Origin of the sequence: Flavobacterium ginsenosidimutans, assembly GCF_003254625.1 — a bacterium.
In the GTDB taxonomy this organism is placed as follows: Bacteria; Bacteroidota; Bacteroidia; order Flavobacteriales; family Flavobacteriaceae; genus Flavobacterium; species Flavobacterium ginsenosidimutans.
In genome coordinates this window covers 100,770-118,942 of record NZ_QJRJ01000080.1, presented here as the reverse complement: position 1 = coordinate 118,942, position 18,173 = coordinate 100,770, and the positions used below count along the sequence as shown (strand labels likewise).

Here is an 18,173-nt window from a genome sequence, read left to right as displayed (position 1 = left end):
TAAAAAATCCCATTTGAGAAAATGGGATTTTTTAGGGAATAAATTATTTTAACTGCCTCTTTTTTGAGCCATTTCTAATAAATCTTTCATGTTATTTGGCACATTATACATTGATATATTCTTAGAAATCGTAGCCAAACCTTCAAGAGCTATCGCGCCTAAGTAATCGTCTGCAAGATCAAAACTACGTACTTGCCAGTCTTGGCTGTTTTTTATCAATGAAAAATCGACACTATATTCTCCATCCAAACACGGAATGAATTTAAAATCTTCATCGATGCCTTTTCCAAGCGCTTTGACAAAGGCTTCTTTTCGTGTCCATAAAGTGTAAAAAGTATTTTTTTTATCAGTTGATCTTTGAATAATTGTGGTTTCATTGTCATCAAAAACATCAGGAAGAAGGCTTGTAAAATTGAAATCCTTACTCATATATTCGATATCCAATCCGACTTTTCTTCGCGAAACCGCAATAGCCGCAAAATCTTCTGAATGCGAAAGATTAAAATGCAGCCACGGATGCGAAGCTAAATACGGTTTTTTATTAAAATCATAATCAAGATAAATGTTCTTCACGTTTAATTTCGTGTAAGCTCCTAAAACAAGTTTCAAAATCGATCGGTATATAATGAAGCGGTTTCGGTCTACTTCTTTATAAAAACGCTTTGTTTTGCTCAATTCAGCAGAATTAAGAAACTTCGACAAATCTGCCTGTATATCCTTAAAATTGGGCAGATATACGGTATAGATCACAATATCATTATTATCCAAAGAATACTCTTTTTTTGGAACAAAGTCAGTAATCTTTAAATTAAAAAATGAAATAAAGAGCTTAGAGATCTTCATGATTTTGGTCTAAAATATCTTGAAGTAATCGCGCTAATACTTTGTCATTTGGCGGGGCTACAATATCTAGATGATTACCAGAAATATTATGAATTGTAACGCCTCCTAATGCAGCTTTTTTCCATCCTAAATGTGTTGGGTCTAGCTTATAATTGATATCATCTTTTGATCGAAATAAATCGACTTTAAAATTTTGTGGTTTAAGATGATATCGGTCAACGATTTTTTTGACCATTCTATCGGCTGCGATAAATTCCTGAAGAGCTAACTCTTCTTGTTCTGTCATAGTAATTTTTTTTCCAAAGTATCTTTCTAAAATATATTCTTTTTTTCCGTTAATGCGCATTTTGAAAGCTTTCCAGCTCAACAACATCTCTTTTAAAAAGTCTAGCCTTCTATGCGTTATGTCAAAGTATCTTACAAGTTGTTTTCGCCTGTAATTTCCATAATAATAAGAAGAATCAACATAAGAGTCTAACAATCCTGTAAGGCTTACTTTTTTCCCCATTTCATTTAATTGGCGGGTCATTTCAAAAGCTACAATACCACCAAAAGAGAATCCAGCCAAAGCGTAAGGGCCTTTTGGATTAACTTTTATAATAGCATCGATGTAATGCGTAGCCATAGCTTCGATAGATTCGTACCATCCCTCAAAACCTTTAGGTTTCGTACCTTGAATACCATAAATAGGCTGATCCTCATCAAAATGTTTACTTAAATTAATAAAGTTTAAAACATTAAGTCCAGCGCCATGAATAATAAAAAGAGGAACTTTGTTTCCAACAGGTTTTATAGGAACCAAACAATCAGAGTAAATTTCTGTTCCAGTGTTTAATAACTTGGCGAATTTCTCTACTGTCGAATATTTGAATAATGCTGATAATGGAATTCGTTTACCAGTATGTTTTTCAATTTCAATCATCACTTTTACTCCTTTGATGGAGTGTCCGCCCATTTCGAAGAAATCGCTGAAAATATCAATGTTTTCAAGATTTAAACTTTCTTTCCAAATGGTTGCCACGATATTTTCTTCTTCTGTTCGAGGAGCAGTATAAGCGATTTTCTTGTTTACTTTATATTGCGACAATGCTTTTCGGTCTATTTTTCCGTTGAGCGTTGTTGGTATTTTTTCGATAAGATTAAAATCATGCGGAATTAACTGCGAAGGAAGTTTTGCCGTTAAAGCTTCGCGCCATGAAGGAACATTTTCTTCAGCACTTTCAATACTGGAATCAGGAACAATATGAGCAACAAGGAAGTTTTCATCGGCTAATACCACTGCAGATTTTACTCCGTCAAGCAATAAAAGCGCTTGTTCTACTTCTCCCGGTTCAATACGATGGCCTCTAATTTTAACCTGCTGATCTACACGCCCTAAACACTCAATTTCATTATTTGGAGTTATTCTTCCTAAATCACCTGTTCGATAAAGAATATCGTCTTTGTTTGCAGAAAATTTATCTTGAATGAATTTCTCAGCCGTAAGTTCAGGACGGTTCCAATAGCCTTTTGCAACACCGTCTCCGCCAATAACAATTTCACCAATAGTTCCTGGCGCTACAAGCTGTCCTTGAGTATCCAACAAATAAATCTGCGTATTTCCGATTGGTTTTCCAATTGTGATCAATTTATCTTCGGCTGTTATTTGTTTTACAGAAGACCAAACGGTGGTTTCTGTAGGGCCGTAAACATTCCAAAGCGAATCGCATTTTGACAATAATTCTTTAGCAAGATCTGCAGGCATTGCTTCACCGCCACACAAAGCTTTAATTGGCAATAATTCAGACCATCCAGAATCCAAAAGCATAGACCAAGTTGTTGGTGTAGCTTGCAAAAAGCTGATTTTTTCACTTTTTACCAAATCAAGTAAAAGCCTTCCATCTCTGGCAGTTTCGTGATCGGCTAGAATTAATGTTGCGCCTTTAATAAGTGGCAAGTATAATTCTAAACCAGCAATATCAAAGGAAATTGTAGTGATCGAAAGCAGTCTGTCATTTTCGTCAAGACCTGGTTCTATTGCCATACTACAAAGAAAGTTGACTAAATTTTTATGTGTAATAGGCACGCCTTTCGGATTACCAGTCGATCCTGAAGTGTACAATATGTAAGCATTGTTTTCTGAACTCACCATAAATGGAAGCGGTGACGAAGAGTATTTATGCAATGCCTCTGTCGCATCTTCAATAAAAAGTGTCTGTGGCCAAGATGGTAACGATGCAAATAAAGTTTTGCTCGTTAATAAAACTTTTGCTCCAGAATCATGCAGCATAAATTCTAAACGTTCTTTTGGATATTCAGGATCCAGCGGCAGATAGGCAGCGCCACATTGCATAATGGCTAATAAAGAATAAACCAATTCCGGACTTCTTGAAAACGAAACCGCAATAAAATCGCCAGATTGAACACCTTGCTCTTTTAAATAATGCGCCATTTGGTTTACTTTGTTATGCAATTCTAAATAGCTGATTTTAGAATCGTGAAACTCCAAAGCTATTTTATCAGGCGTAAACTCCGCTTGTTTTCTAAGTAATTCGGTCAGGGTTACATCAGGATATGGCATTTCGGTATTATTTAATGTCTCATAATCTGCTAGATAATTTCCTCCAATTAAAGTGGATAACGGATCGTTTGTGTTTGAGATGACTTTGCTGATAATTTCTTCAAAAGAGGCCATCATTTTAGTTATAGTCTCAGGTTTAAATAATGTTGTATTGTACATCCAATGAAATTCAGGTCCGTTTTTGGCTCTGAAAATATGAAGTTGAATCTCAAAAGTTCCAAATTCTCTCGGATTTGGTTTGAAACTATGAGTAAGACCTGTAAATGAGAATTCATTTTCGATTGTTCTGTTCAAGTCAACTGTCAGGATAACTGGAACTAAAGGAATTCTTGAAGGATCTCTTACAATCGGAAAACTTTTTAGTAAATGACCAAAACTAACCTGCTGATTGTCATAGGCATCAAATAATTGTGAATTTCTTTCTTTTAAATAGTCCGAAAAACTGATATTAGGATTAATAGTACTTCGAAGCGGAAGTAGATTGGCGCAATCTCCAATCAGCTGTCTCATGTCGTATAAGGTGTTTCCGGATGAAGGGAAACCCACTACTAAATCATTTTGCCCAGTTATTTTGCACAAGAAAACTTCAAAAGCGGAAAGCAAAGTGGTAACTAAACTGCTTCCAGTACTTATTCCTATATTTTTTAATTCATTTATAATAGCATCATCAAAAGGAAAATCAATTCTGTTGCTATTATACGTTCTTAATGCAGGTCTTACGTAATCCAAAGGCAATTCGATCGTAGGAACAGATTCTTTATAAATATCAATCCAGAAATCTTCTAGCGGTTTATATTCACTGCTTTCCATGAACGAATTTATTCTTTCGGCAAATTTGCTGAAAAGTTCAGGGGCAGGCAGTATTGGCTCTTTATTTTCTACGTAAGCAGAATAAAGCGTGCCTAATTCTTCTAGTATGACATCAAGACTTAATCCGTCGCCAATAATGTGATGTATCGTTATGGTTACGAGATGTTCAAAATCATCAATTTTAACTAAGCAAACTCTAAATAATGGACCGTGTACAAGATCAAAAAGCGCACTTACTTCTTCCTTAACAAACGTATCAATTGAGGATTCTTTTTCAATCGCTGAGATGTTAGAAAAATCATGATGCGAAATTTCAATGTTGTAATCGCTATAAGTACACATAAAGCGACCGTCTGGACTAAAAGTTGATCTTAAAGTTTCATGACGTTCTACCAAAGTATTTACAGCCTTTTCAAATAGATCTATTATTAAATTACCTTTAAGCCTTATAGACACAGACAAGTTGTAAGCTTTGTTAGCATCACTTCCTCCAAAAATGCAATCACTCCATATTTCCTGTTGTGAATTTGTGGTGTGTATAACTCTTTCGATTTCAGGTGTAAATGGATTAAATTGAATGGCAGTTTCAGTTTCCATTTCTGTTTGTATTTGAGGTTGATTTTTCATTATTACCCTATTTTAAATGTAATTGTATCGTTTTTAAATTGACAGTTTAAAATATTACCTGCTCCTTATCTTGTTCTTATAATTTGATCTTTACAAAACTTCCATTCTGATTTGGATCTTCAATAAACCAAGCTGGATTTCCATTTTCGTCTCTTCCTAGTTTACTGCCTTTTACAGGCGGTTCATCGGCATTTATAGTATATTTTTTTTCGGCAGTATTATTTTCAAATCGTTGTTCATTATTAATTTTTGTTATATCAGATGACTTTTCGTTTTTAGAAATGCCATTGGCTTTGGTTCCATTAGTTTCGTTATTAAACTTAGCATCAAAACTTTCTACAGTTAGATTGACAAATGAAGCACTGCCATTTGCTGTAGAACTCTGTAGCTGATCTACTTTTTGACTTAAAAGCTGAATTTGTTTAATAATTTGTTCTAATGAAGATTGATTTTGAGATGACGATGCCGTTTCATTTGATGAAAAAGTTGGCGCTGCTGTTTGATTTGCAACCACTTTGATTTCTTTTTTTGGTTCGGTGCGAGTTTCTTTGGGAAGATTTTCGTCTATATAATCTGCTAAAAGAGCTGGTGTTGAATACGTTTCGTTGAGTTGTCTGAATGTAATTGGCAAATCGAATTCTTTCTTCAATTTTCCAGATAATTGGGTTAGTGATAATGAATCTAAACCTAATTCTAGAAACGTATTTTCAGATGCCTCACTTTCGTAAACGATTCCAGATGCATTTTTGATAATTTCAGAAATCTGTGCGAGTATTGCATCTTTTCTTGTTTGATTTGAATTTACTTCTTGATGATCAACTTGTACAGCAACTGTTGGAGCTTCAGAAATTGCTGGAGCTTGAATTACCAAAGAATCAAGCGTTCCCAAAGGTTCGATCCAGCAAAGTTTTCGATCAAAAACATAACTAGGCAATTCGATTTTTTGTCTTTGTTGTTCACTAAAATATGCTTTCCAATCCGGATTTAAACCTTTCATCCATAAATCTCCTAATGTATTTAACAAAGTGTTATATTCATTTTCCTGCTCTTCTTTTGGAGGCGTTATACTTGCATACGCAGGAATAATTTTGCCTGCAGCTTGCTGACGTGCCAACGTAATTAAAGTTGATCCTGGACCAACTTCTAATAGCAGAAGATCTTCTAATTCAAATGCTGTATCCATGGCATCTGCAAATCGAACGGTATTTTTTAATTGGTTAACCCAATATGTTGGATCTGTGGCTTCTGTATCTTTCAGCCAAGTTCCTGATGCGCTTGAAATAATTGGCAATCTCGGAATGCTTAGTTTTATTTTTTCTAATTCATTTCTAAAATCATCCAAAATAGGTTCCATCATGTGAGAGTGAAATGCATGGCTGGTATTAAGCAGTTTATTTGGAATATCTTTGGCATCAAGTTCTTGATTAAAAAGAGCGATATCTTCTTTCTTACCCGAAACCACACAAAATTGAGTTGAATTAATCGCTGCAATTGAAAGTGTTTTAGGAACTAATTCATACAATTGTTCTACTGGTACGCGAACAATCAGCATTGATCCGCCGGGTAATTCGCTTATTAATTTCCCTCTGACCGCGACAATGTGCAAAGCGTCTTTTAATGTTAGAATTCCAGCCAAATGCGCAGCAGCAAATTCGCCAATACTATGGCCGCAAAGGAAAGTTGGTTTTATTCCCCAACTTATCCATAATTGCGATAACGCATATTCTGTTACAAATAGAGAAGGTTGTGTTAATCTTGTATTTCTTAGCAGTTCTTCAGCTTCAGCAAAATGGTCTTTTGGAAAAAGAATATCGCGAATGTCTAAATCTAAATCTTTCATCAATAATTCAGCGCATTTGTCAACGGCATTACGGTACACTTTTTCGTTGTCGTAAAGTGTTTTACCCATTTGTATATACTGTGAACCTTGTCCAGGGAAAAGAAATCCTATTTCGCTAGGAACTCTTTTTAAAATAGAAGATTTAGTGTTTTTAGTTTTTAGAGAAATTAATTTTTCAGCAGCATCTTCGGTTGAATTTGCTATTAAAAAACTTCTGTGGTTAAAGTCATCTCTTGTCATATTCAAAGAATAAGCGATATCTGCCAAAGGAGTATTTTTTGACTTATCAATAAAATGTCCCAAAGCATTTTCGTAGCCTAATAAACTATTTTGACTTTTTGCTGACCACATTAATATTTCAAGAGGTCGTCCAGATGATGTCACTACAGGTTTTGCAACGTATTCTTCAACAATAGCATGCGTATTTGTGCTTCCAATACCAAAAGAACTTAAACCAGCTCTTCTTATACCATCAGCTTTCCATTCGATTAATTTGTTATTAATGTAGAATGGACTATTGTCAAAATCAATATTAGGATTAGGCTTAACAAAATTTACCATTGGCGGTATTTGTTTGTGTTGCATGGCCAATAATATTTTTATCAAACCAGCCACACCAGCTGCAGCTGTGGTATGCCCTAAATTGGTTTTTATAGATCCTAAGGCACAGTAATTATTTTTTTCTTGCTTGCCATAAGCGATTTTAAGCCCTTCTATTTCTATTGGATCGCCAATTGGAGTTGCAGTTCCATGTGCTTCCATATAGCTAATTGTAGAAGGAGAAATTTGTGCATCATTAAAAGCATTGATTATTGCTCCAGCCTGACCTTGCGGACTTGGCGCCATAAAACTGCCTTTGTCTCCTCCGTCATTATTTACGCCAACTCCTTTGAGTACGCCATAAATGATATCGCCATCTTTTTCTGCTTCTTCTAATCTTTTAAGAACAACAACTCCAGCACCATCACTAAAAACAGTACCTTTTCCAGAAGCGTCGAAAGAACGTGTAGATCCATCTGGACTTTTAATAAATCCGTCATCATAAAGGTGTCCGCTTTTTATTGGAGCTGTAACGCTTGATCCTCCTGCAAGAGCAATATCGCACATTCCGGCTCTTATTGCTTTTACCGCTTCGGCAATTGCTAATAATGATGTAGAACATGCAGAATGCACTGTAACTGAAGGGCCTTTTAAGTTCAAATGATAAGAAGTACGAGGCGCAATAAAGTCTTTTCCGTTTACAGTATAAATTTGTAATTCTCCTACTGAACTTTTAAGTTCTTTATTTAAGAAAATATTGTTTTCGTAGTAAGAATTGATTTCACTTCCAGAATAAACTCCAATGCTTCCTTTATAATGTTTTGGAAGATGTCCAGATTGTTCTAATGCTTCGAATGAAATTTCTAAGAATATCCTAATTTGCGGGTCCATTGCGGCGGCAAGCTGCGGATTTAATCCGAAGAACTGAGGATCAAATGTTTTAGCTGAAGGTAAAATTCCTCTTGCACCTATATAAAGCGGATCTTCGCGAAGACTTTCAGGTAAACTAACATCCAATTCATCTTTGCTGAATAAAGAAATAGTTTCTTTTCCGTCTCTTAAAATTTCCCATAATTCTTCTATCGTATCAGAACCAGGAAATCTTCCCGCCATACCAATGATTGCAATATCTGCAGAAGAAGTATTTTCTTTATGTTTTTTAAATTCGAATTTTTCTTCCTTATTATTGTGTTCTTCCAAAATAGATGAAAGTTCTTTTATTGTAGGATGAATATAAATTTTTGAAACTGGAATTTCTAATGACAAACGTTGTTTTATTAAAGTAGTAACTTTTTGAGCAAGCACAGAACTTCCTCCCATATCAAAGAAATTATCATCTATTCCAATCTCTGTTATTTTCAATTCTTCGCTCCAGATTTTTGCAAGATCTTTTTCTAATTGTGTAACAGGTTTTTTGAAAAGAGGAGCAGAGTCAGGTCTTGTATTTTCGGGAAGAGGTAAATTCTTTTTGTCAATTTTTCCGTTTGGAGTTATTGGAAATTCATCTACCCAAATGTATTTTGATGGCAATAATATTTCGGGTAAAACTTTCGAAAGTGCATCGTGAATCGTTTTTTCGTCTTGCGATTCTTCGCCCGATTTTAAATACGCTACAAGTTTATCTTCATTGCCAAAATGATTGCTGACAATTACAGCAGATTGTTTTATGCCTGGCAATGTATTTAAGGTAGCTTCGATTTCGCCCAATTCAATACGATGTCCTCTCAGTTTTACTTGATGATCAATACGACCCAAACATTGCAGTTCTCCATTTGGCAATAATTTACCTAAATCTCCTGTACGGTAAAGTCGAGCGCCTGATTCTGTTGAGAATGAATCTGGGATGAATTTTTCTGCAGTAAGTTCTGGACGTTTCCAATAACCTTGTGCGACTCCGTCTCCACCTATAACAATCTCACCAATTGTTCCTTCTTCAACAATTTTTCCTTGTTCGTCTAACAAATAAATCTCTGTATTTGCAATAGGAAAACCAATGGTGATTAATTCATCATCTGCAAGAATTTCTTTTACAGCAGACCAAATTGTGGTTTCTGTTGGACCGTACATATTCCAAAGAGAATCACATCTCGATGTTAATTGACGTGCGAGATTTAGTGGCATTGCTTCACCACCGCACAATGCTTTTAAAGCTAGAGGAGTATCCCATCCAGAATCCAGTAATAATTGCCATGTAGTTGGTGTAGCCTGTAATATTGTAATTTGTTTTTTCTGTAAAAGATTAAATAAAAGCAGACCGTCTCGAGTAGTTTCATAATCGGCAAAAACTACCGCTGCACCTTTTATTAATGGTAAAAATAGTTCGAGACCCGCTATATCAAACGAAATTGTGGTTATAGATAAAAGTTTGTCTTCTGCATTTATACCTGGTTCAATCGCCATGCTGTAAAGAAAGTTCACCAAATTTTTGTGTGTTACCGTCACACCTTTTGGTTTCCCCGTAGAGCCCGATGTGTACATCATATAAGCAACAGATGTTGGATTAACCGATATAGAAACTGGCGAATCACGATATTGGCTTAATGAAGCTAATACATCTTCTATAAATAATGTCTTTGAACTATTTGGCAGTGAAGTAGAAAGTGATCTTGTAGTGAGTAAGAAACTTGCTTCAGAATCTTCGAGCATAAATTCTAAACGCTCAGTTGGAAATTTTGGATCTAATGGCAGATATGCTGCTCCACACTGTAAAATTGCTAAGAGAGAAACAATCAAATTAGGGTTTCTTTCCATAGATACCGCTACAAATTGTCCGGGAGATAAACCTTGAGCTAAAAAGTAATTTGCTGTCTGATTTATCTTTTTTGCTAATTCCTGATAAGAAATTTGCTGATCTTCAAATTCAAGTGCCATAGAATTAGGCGATGCTTCAGCTTGAGCCAGAAAAAGCTCATGAAGCGCATTGTTAGGATACACCATTTTTTTCCAATTTGTCTCTTTGTTTAAACTATTGTTGTTGGGTCTTTTCATTTTAAGGGTATTAAAATTAAAGTTGAGCAAAATAATTATGATAATATCAGCGTTAACTAAAAAGAGAAAAGTGTAAATCTTTGTCTTATAGTTTATTAGTGGGATGGGTTTACACCTTTTTAAATTATCGGTTGAAATAATAGAAAAGGGTGTAAGAAATTTTAATTAGTTTTTGGCTTTTATTTTGGCTCTGTAATAAATAGCACTTATCGCTTATTGTTCAATAAGTTGATCAAAAAAAGGAAAAATTTTTCACTAAAACTCGCTTATTCTATATAAAGCTATTATTCTCGATGAAAAGCATATTTTAAATTGTAAAAGACAAAATTTATTCAAAATTGACGAAGATTCATTGAGTCCAAAATTTGTCAAATTCATCGCTTTTTCCCTCAATCTGCCTGCTTTTTTCTACTGAATTTTTTTGGAGATTTATTTGATTCAAGAAAAATAATTATTTTTATTAAAATGTAATTATCTTGTTTTCAATTAGATGTGTTTTTGTAAGTGAAGCATTTTTTATTTTAGCCTATAAAAATTATGAAATAAGAAAATTAAGAACCCTTAAATTGAAAATTAAATAAAAAGCAGCTACAGATGTAATTTAAGAGACAAATTGCCGTTACATTCTGTAACCTGCATTTTGGTTTTTAAGACCAAAAAACATTTAGTTTTTAATAGTTGTAAAGTTTAGTGCAATTATTTTTGTTAATAAAACTAAAAACCCCTTTTCTTAACATTTCCGATGTAAGTAAATAGTCATTAAAATACTACATTTTGTGTCAGTTATCGGAAATAAAAATGATTATATCGATTATTTTTTGAAATTAAATAATTTTGCAGTATTAAAATAACGCAAGAATAATTAAACTGTGAAGTATCTAAAGACGAGAAATATAAACCTACTAATAATTACGATGTTATTCATTCCTTTTGTAGGAATTAGTCAGTCAAATACTGATATAATGGAGACTATAATTACATCGGGTAATAATGCAAGCGGGAGTTCTGGAACAGTTACTTATTCAATCGGCCAAGTATTTTATACCTATATTGGAACAGAACCCGTTTTCAATGTGGCTCAAGGTATTCAGCATCAGGAAAATGATGAGACACTAGGTAATCCAGAAATTGAAGAACCCGCTAAAGCAGAAATGTTTGTTTTCCCAAATCCAACATCAGATTTTGTTAATATCAGTATGACTGGATTAGAGTTACAAAGCGCTCATCGATCGTATAGACTCTATGATATTCAGGCGAGACTTTTAAAACAAAACACAATTAGTCAAGATGAGACTCAAGTTAGTTTAGCTAATCTTACTCCATCTGTATATATACTTGTAGTATATGTAGATAACAAAAAATTGAAGTCATTTAAAATAATTAAAAATTAAAAAAAGAGATAGAATGAAACTTGCACAGACCCTTTTATTATTATTTGTGACTGTTACGTTTAAGGTATTTGCGCAATCACCTGAAAAAATGAGTTACCAGGCAATTATCCGCGCGCAGGATAATACTTTGGCAGTAAATAAGAACATAGGCCTTAAAATTGTTGTACATCAGACTAATGCAACAGGAACAATAGTTTATCAAGAAACACATTCTCCTACTACAAATGCTAATGGTCTTGTTTCTCTTGAAATTGGAACAGGAACAATTGTTACGGGAGATTTTAGTAAAATTTCTTGGGATAAAGGACCTTATTATATAGAAACACAAGTAGATGTAAACGGAGGAACAAATTATAACATTGTTGGAGTTACACAACTTTTAAGTGTACCTTATGCATTGTATGCAAAAACAGCAGGAGGAACTTCTACAACTCCATATAGAGCTACAGTTATTTCATTTACTTCTTCTAGAAGTATTGCTGCAGCTGACGTAAATAATACAATTGAGTGTACAACGTCTTCTACATTAACCTTAACTACCGATTTTGGAAGTATGGCAGTTGGTGAAACTATTAATCTAGAAGCTCATAATGGTGCTGTTCTAACAGTACAAGCAGCTTCGGGTGTTACTATTAATTATACATCAGCTGGAAGTGCAAAATTTACTAGCACAGCTGGAAACGTGAGATTTGGATTCCTTAGAAAAACAGGCACAAATTCCTATATTATATCGGGACAATGAAAAAGTTAATTTATTTTTTACTGTTTTCGACGACGGTTTTTTCTCAGAATTATCAATATGCAATTGATGAAGCTCCTGTAAAAACGCCAGAAAATCCTGTTGTCGCTAATCAGCCAGAAGAAACAGATTATTTTAATGCTCATGTTGTTCCAGTTACACAAAAAGCAACTCTTCAGCAAGCATTGGATACGTATGGTTCTGTGCGATTAGAAAGAGGAGATTATTCTGGAGTGGATATTGTCATGAAGAGTAATCAGAAATTATATGGGCATCCGTCTTTAAATTTATTTTCAAATATTACGATCGCGGCAGGAAGTACTGGCGTTGTAATCGAATATTTACTTCCAGCAGATAAAACTATTACGCTTCAAGCCGGAGGTGTTATTTCTAATTGTACTTTAAAATCGATTAAATGGGCGACTTTAAAGGCAACAAATGCAACTTTTGAGAATAACTCTTTCATCAATTTTGGAGGTCCAATACTTATAGATTGTAGTCAGTCGGGGTATTTTAGAAATAATAAATTTATAAAACACCAATCGGGCGGATTATCGACAGTTCTTACCATGAAAGGAAATTCAACAACTCCTAGTTATGGTAACGTAAACCTGCATACTAACTTTTTAACGCCGCACGGAAATACCACAGATATGGACAATCTTAAAACGGCTACTTTTGTTGGTATTGATGCAGAAGGATGGAATCTTACCGGAGATGGTACCTATGCTATGTTTAAGGCTAGTAATATGGGGAATGTTAAAATAACCGATTTAGGTGGAGGAAATTCTTATTCTGCAGTTCGAACTGGAGCTTATGATATAGATGCAGCGAATATTTCGATTCTTAATAAAAAATTGAATACAGAGTTTGATGTTATCTCAGCAAGAAGCAATATGACCTTAGTTGGTGCTTTAGGCGGATACAAAAGAGGAAGCGGAACTGTTACTGGATATGATCTTTGGGGAAATTTAGATAACAGTAATTCTGTCAAATATAATAGTACTGAACAAACTGCTGCGATCACTAATTCGACTATACTGGCAAACTTGAGTAGCTCTATTTTAGGTACAAAATATACGCCTTGGGTGAGACCAAACTGGGAAACATTACCAGATCCTTTAGGAGCAAACTGGAGAACCGACAGAGTAGGTAAGCCAGATAGTACAACTTATATTCAAAACTTGATCAATAACTCTGGTATTGCAGATCTTCCAGAAGGAGTTTATTATATCAGTTCGACTTTAAAAATTCCGTTAGACAAAAGTCATGGAATTATGGGAAAAGGAACTGGAAAAACAGTTATTGTAGGTTTAACAGACGATTTTCCTCTAATATCGCTTACGGGAGGTCAAGATGCTAATTTTGTGTTAGCGCATTTGACATTGCAAGGTGGAAACACAGGTGTTTACTCTTCACAAAACTATGGCACACAACATATGAGTTTTGTTTGGTTGAAATATGTAGTATTTAGAGATCAAACAAATGGTTTCCATTTAGATAAAATGATGGGATTTGATAATAATTTCTTCGATAATATTTCTTTTGTAAACTGTAATAAAGGTTTCTTCCAAGATCCGCTTGTTGGTGGTGTTTCAGATAACTCAAGTTTTGTTGACAAAACAATGTTTTATAGAGGGCAGTTTATTAATTGTACTACAGCAGTTTCGATGTTAGCTACTAGAGCAGACAATTTAAATGCTTGGGTAGATTGTAAATTTGACGGAGGAGATACAGCGCTTAATTTAAGTGCAAATAACTATCCTTTAGCCGCAAATAGTGATTTTACTAATTTTAAAGGAAAAAATGTTATTTCCAGCGGCGAGATTTCTTTCTATAGTTCTAATTTTTATAATAATTCGAATACAGGCTCAACAATAAAAGCTATTGCAACGTATTTAGAAGGATGTACTTTTTCAGATTCTGCACCAATGTTTTCGTCAGTATTATATAATCCGGTATATAGTTATATAGTAAATTCTACGATTACTGGAAGTGTAACTGCTTTAACAATAGATGGAGACTGGAACAGTAAGTATTACGGAATATTTATGAATAACACTTTTAGAGCAAATACAACGCTTAGTAAGTTGTTGGTCAATGTAAAAGAAGGTGCTTCGACTGTAATTATAAATACAGCTTCAACTCCTTATCCACAGCTTTTAGTAACTCAATAAACTAAACATAACTTTAAAAAATCCGTTGGCTATTAATTTAGTTAACGGATTTTTTTTGTTTAAAATCTCATTTGAAACTTTCAACACCTATCATTTCTGATAATTTAAACTTTATACCGATTTTCTCCTTTTTTGATGCAGATCGTCGAAAGTAAGATTTTTACGGTAAGTATTATTACGTGCTTTTTATCTTATAAAATAAGGGTTTTACGAGCTTTTTTAAGCAAATCTGACGACCTAAAAATGGGAATGTTGTATTTTATCGGATTTTAAAATCCGTTGAACAGATTTATTATTATATACTCTAAACATTATATATTTTTGATCAAAATTTAAAATGAATGCTAAATAAAAACAGTCATTTAGCTTCAAACGTTGTTAATAATTGAAAGGTTAGTATGAAAAGGTAATTTTTTTGTAAAATAAGATTAAAAAGATAGAAATTACTTTTTCGCATAATTTTAATAATAGTTATGACAAGTACCTTCAGAGTAGAATTATTTATAATTTTTTATTTTTTATGAAATATAGTGTATACGAAAATATTAGAAAGATAAGAGAATTAAAAAATTTGACTAGGGAATATGTAGCGGCTGAATTAAAAATGAGCACCAGTGGTTATGGCAAAATTGAAAGAGGTGATGTTGATTTAACCGTTTCTAAATTAATTGAGATTTCAAAAGTCTTGGAGGTTTCAATTGAATTCATATTTAAATTCGATGTATCGATCTTTTTTAGTGAAACAAGATAAAAATATCCTGTCACAATTTATTGAATATTAAGGTAATTAAACTAATTAAGTTATAAAATAGTAATAAAAAAACAGCATCATGGAAAATTACTACCTAAAAATTAAAGAGTATAGATTACAGAATAACCATACTCCAGAATATGTAGCTATTCAAATGGAAATGAGCGTAAAAAAATATGAGAAAATTGAACAAGGAATGGTTGATCTTAAACTATCAAAACTAGATCAATTAGTTAAGATTCTTGGCATTAAAAAAAGCCAAATCTTTCAATTGGAAAACTAATATTTTTTATCACAGCTATTTTGTTTTTTTCATGAAAAAGAAGAGTTGCAAGTTAGGATTGTACTTCTTGAAAAACTCTTTCTTTTTTCATTTGTTATTTATGTTTTACTTTTAAAACATATCCCAAAGATTCTAAAATCAGAACATAATGTGTTTTTGTAATATCCTTAATCACGGCGTTCTGATTACAAAATATACCGGAATTTAAATGTACCTTATCGCCAATTTGATATTGCATAACTGAGATATCTGAAGCGGTATCTCCACTATCAAGCCATTCTTTTATGGTTTCTATCTCTCTATCTTTTACAATAGCGTGTCTACCTAGCCAAAATAAGAATCGTACAACTCCAGGAGAATTAAAAACCAGATTTCGATCTTTTTCTGCTAATTGTACAAATATGTAATGATTAAACAATGGCACTTCTACCTTTATTTTCCTATCTGATCTCTGTTGAATTTTTTTAATCACAGGACAATAACAATTGATGTTAAACTTAGTTAACTGTTCTGCAACTCTTTTTTCCCATTTAGGTTTAGTGTACACTACATACCATTTCATAATTCTAGAATTTATTAAATGTATTTGTAAATAGTTGTTTTTAAATGTTTAGTAAGCTGTTTTGTAATGTTTTACGTTCTCTTAGTTTTTCTTGAAAATGAAATTTTTAAAAAATACTGTTTTAAATTTTTAAAGTGTTTTTAAAAAAAACCGCCTTCAATCGATATAGTTAAGAGGTTTAGAAAATCAGCATTAGCAATCTAATGTTTGGTCTGTAAACTAAGTAGTAAAATTAATTCCATGAGTCTAAAAATAGTGATGCATTTTATAGTAAAATTTCCTTATTAAGGACATTTAGTCACAAAATTGAAATTTCTCATAGACCCTATTACCATAATTTTATCTTAAATTATTATAAGGGACAAATTGAAATTAATGAATTGAATTTCTCGATTTAGAACTAGAATTTTAATTCATTTTATAACGATCAGGAACTATAATTTTTTAAGTTTTTATACCATTTATTTTTTCTTTTTTGAGTAGTTAAAATGTAACTATTCACGGGGAACCCTTTTGCAAAATTTTAAAAAAAGCTGCGAAACCCCAGTAAAATGGTTAATTACAAATTTTGAAAATCATACTACATTAACAAACATATTTTTAATTTAAAACATTAAGCAGATGAGAACTGGAATAACATTTAGTGCTTTTGATTTGTTACATGCAGGGCACGTTAAAATGCTTGAAGAAGCAAAACAACATTGTGATTATTTAATTGTTGGTCTTCAGACAGATCCAACGTTAGACCGCCCAACAAAAAATAAACCGACCCAAACAGTTGTAGAACGTTACATACAGTTAAAGGCGTGTAAGTTTGTAGATGAAATTGTTCCTTATGCAACAGAACAAGATCTAGAAGATATTTTGAAATCTTTTGCTCTTGATGTTCGTATTCTAGGAGATGAATATAAAGAAAGAGATTTTACAGGAAGAAAGTATTGCGAAGAAAAAGGAATCGAATTGTACTTTAATACAAGAGACCATCGTTTTTCGAGTACTAATCTTCGTCATGAAGTTTATCAAAGAGAAGTTTTAGTACATTCTAATGGCAATTAGTTCTGTTACACACGTAGTTTTAACTGGAGGAATTGGCAGCAGATTGTGGCCATTATCCAGAAAAACACTTCCTAAGCAATATTTAGAACTTTTTGACGGAGAATCACTTTTTGAAAAAACAGTAACACGTAATCTTAATATATCCAATAAAACAATAGTGGTTGGAAATATCGAAAATTACAAAATGAGTAATGCCATTATGTCGAAATTCGAGAAACCATTTACACATATTGTAGAAGCTGTTCCTCGTAATACTGCGGCAGCAATTGCATTTGCAGCATTTGCATCAAAACCTGAAGATATTTTATTGATTACGCCCTCAGATCATATTATTGAGGGAAATGATTTATACATAAGTGCATTAAAACAAGCTATTGAATTAGCCAATCAAGATTATTTGATTACTTTTGGTGTCAAACCAATTAAACCAGAAATAGGATATGGATATATAGAGTTTGAGCATCAAAATGTAATTGCTTTTCATGAAAAACCAAATTTGGAAACAGCCGAAATATATCTGAAAAATGGAAATTATTTTTGGAATAGTGGTCTCTTTTGTTTCAAAGCGGAAAAGTTTTTAAAACAACTTGAAATGCTTGAACCAGAGGTTTTTTTGACATCAAAAGAAGCTTGGGAAGCAAATAAAAATGGCTTTTTGGATTATGAAATGTCTATGAATATTCCATCTATCAGTATTGATTATGCAGTAATGGAACGTAGTAAAGATATTAAAGTAATTCCTGCTCATTTTGAATGGTCAGATTTAGGTTCTTTCGAATCGGTTTATGATTATTTGGTTAACAAAGATCATCCAATCGATGCTAATAGAAATATTGTTATAGGAACTTCAATGCATACCACTTTTGTAGGAGTTAAAAATTGTATATTGATCTACACTACTGATGCTTTGATGGTTTTGCAAAAAGAAAACTCTCAAGAAGTAAAACAAGTTTACCAACAATTAGAATCGATTGCATCGCCATTATTATAATTGTAAATAAATATA

11 protein-coding genes are annotated in these 18,173 nt (G+C 33.1%); 7 read left to right on the top strand and 4 right to left on the bottom strand.

Features of this window, described 5'->3' with window-relative positions; translation table 11 throughout:
* Nucleotides 1–48: 48 nt before the first annotated feature.
* The 3 genes from DM444_RS16835 to DM444_RS16825 all read right to left on the bottom strand — a co-directional run bounded on the left by DM444_RS16835 (nucleotide 49) and on the right by DM444_RS16825 (nucleotide 10,208).
* A complete protein-coding gene (locus DM444_RS16835) occupies nucleotides 49–843 on the bottom strand; it encodes a 4'-phosphopantetheinyl transferase family protein (RefSeq protein WP_111288732.1) in 795 nt (264 codons plus the stop codon).
* Complete coding sequence (locus DM444_RS16830) at nucleotides 830–4,840, bottom strand: non-ribosomal peptide synthetase (RefSeq protein ID WP_111288730.1); 4,011 nt, start codon at nucleotides 4,838–4,840, stop codon at nucleotides 830–832. The genes DM444_RS16835 and DM444_RS16830 overlap by 14 nt, the downstream gene beginning before the upstream one ends.
* A 76-nt stretch (nucleotides 4,841–4,916) precedes the next feature.
* On the bottom strand, nucleotides 4,917–10,208 hold the full coding sequence (locus tag DM444_RS16825) for a polyketide synthase (RefSeq protein ID WP_111288728.1): 5,292 nt from the start codon (nucleotides 10,206–10,208) through the stop codon (nucleotides 4,917–4,919).
* A 962-nt stretch (nucleotides 10,209–11,170) separates the two neighbouring features.
* On the opposite strand from DM444_RS16825, the gene DM444_RS16820 reads away from it, so the two are divergent.
* The 5 genes from DM444_RS16820 (at nucleotide 11,171) to DM444_RS16800 (ending at nucleotide 15,549) form a co-directional block, all read left to right on the top strand.
* Nucleotides 11,171–11,599 (top strand): T9SS type A sorting domain-containing protein, encoded by a 429-nt coding sequence (locus DM444_RS16820; RefSeq protein ID WP_162614989.1) that lies wholly within the window; start codon nucleotides 11,171–11,173, stop codon nucleotides 11,597–11,599.
* Nucleotides 11,600–11,612: 13 nt separating this feature from the next.
* Complete coding sequence (locus DM444_RS16815) at nucleotides 11,613–12,341, top strand: hypothetical protein (protein ID WP_111288724.1); 729 nt, start codon at nucleotides 11,613–11,615, stop codon at nucleotides 12,339–12,341.
* Entirely contained in the window at nucleotides 12,338–14,515 is a 2,178-nt protein-coding gene (locus DM444_RS16810; protein WP_111288722.1) for a hypothetical protein, read from the top strand. Before DM444_RS16815 ends, DM444_RS16810 begins: the two co-directional genes overlap by 4 nt.
* Before the next feature lie 520 nt (nucleotides 14,516–15,035).
* Nucleotides 15,036–15,266 (top strand): helix-turn-helix transcriptional regulator, encoded by a 231-nt coding sequence (locus tag DM444_RS16805; RefSeq protein WP_091492892.1) that lies wholly within the window; start codon nucleotides 15,036–15,038, stop codon nucleotides 15,264–15,266.
* A gap of 79 nt (nucleotides 15,267–15,345) precedes the next feature.
* On the top strand, nucleotides 15,346–15,549 hold the full coding sequence (locus tag DM444_RS16800) for a helix-turn-helix domain-containing protein (protein ID WP_111288720.1): 204 nt from the start codon (nucleotides 15,346–15,348) through the stop codon (nucleotides 15,547–15,549).
* A gap of 94 nt (nucleotides 15,550–15,643) precedes the next feature.
* On the opposite strand, the gene DM444_RS16795 is transcribed toward DM444_RS16800, so the two are convergent.
* Entirely contained in the window at nucleotides 15,644–16,111 is a 468-nt protein-coding gene (locus DM444_RS16795; RefSeq protein ID WP_111288718.1) for a UpxY family transcription antiterminator, read from the bottom strand.
* 621 nt (nucleotides 16,112–16,732) lie between these two features.
* On the opposite strand from DM444_RS16795, the gene DM444_RS16790 reads away from it, so the two are divergent.
* Both DM444_RS16790 and DM444_RS16785 read left to right on the top strand, forming a co-directional pair.
* Nucleotides 16,733–17,167, top strand: coding sequence for an adenylyltransferase/cytidyltransferase family protein (locus DM444_RS16790; protein WP_111288716.1), 435 nt, complete (start codon nucleotides 16,733–16,735; stop codon nucleotides 17,165–17,167).
* Nucleotides 17,157–18,158, top strand: coding sequence for a mannose-1-phosphate guanylyltransferase (locus DM444_RS16785; protein ID WP_111288714.1), 1,002 nt, complete (start codon nucleotides 17,157–17,159; stop codon nucleotides 18,156–18,158). Before DM444_RS16790 ends, DM444_RS16785 begins: the two co-directional genes overlap by 11 nt.
* Nucleotides 18,159–18,173: the final 15 nt, after the last annotated feature.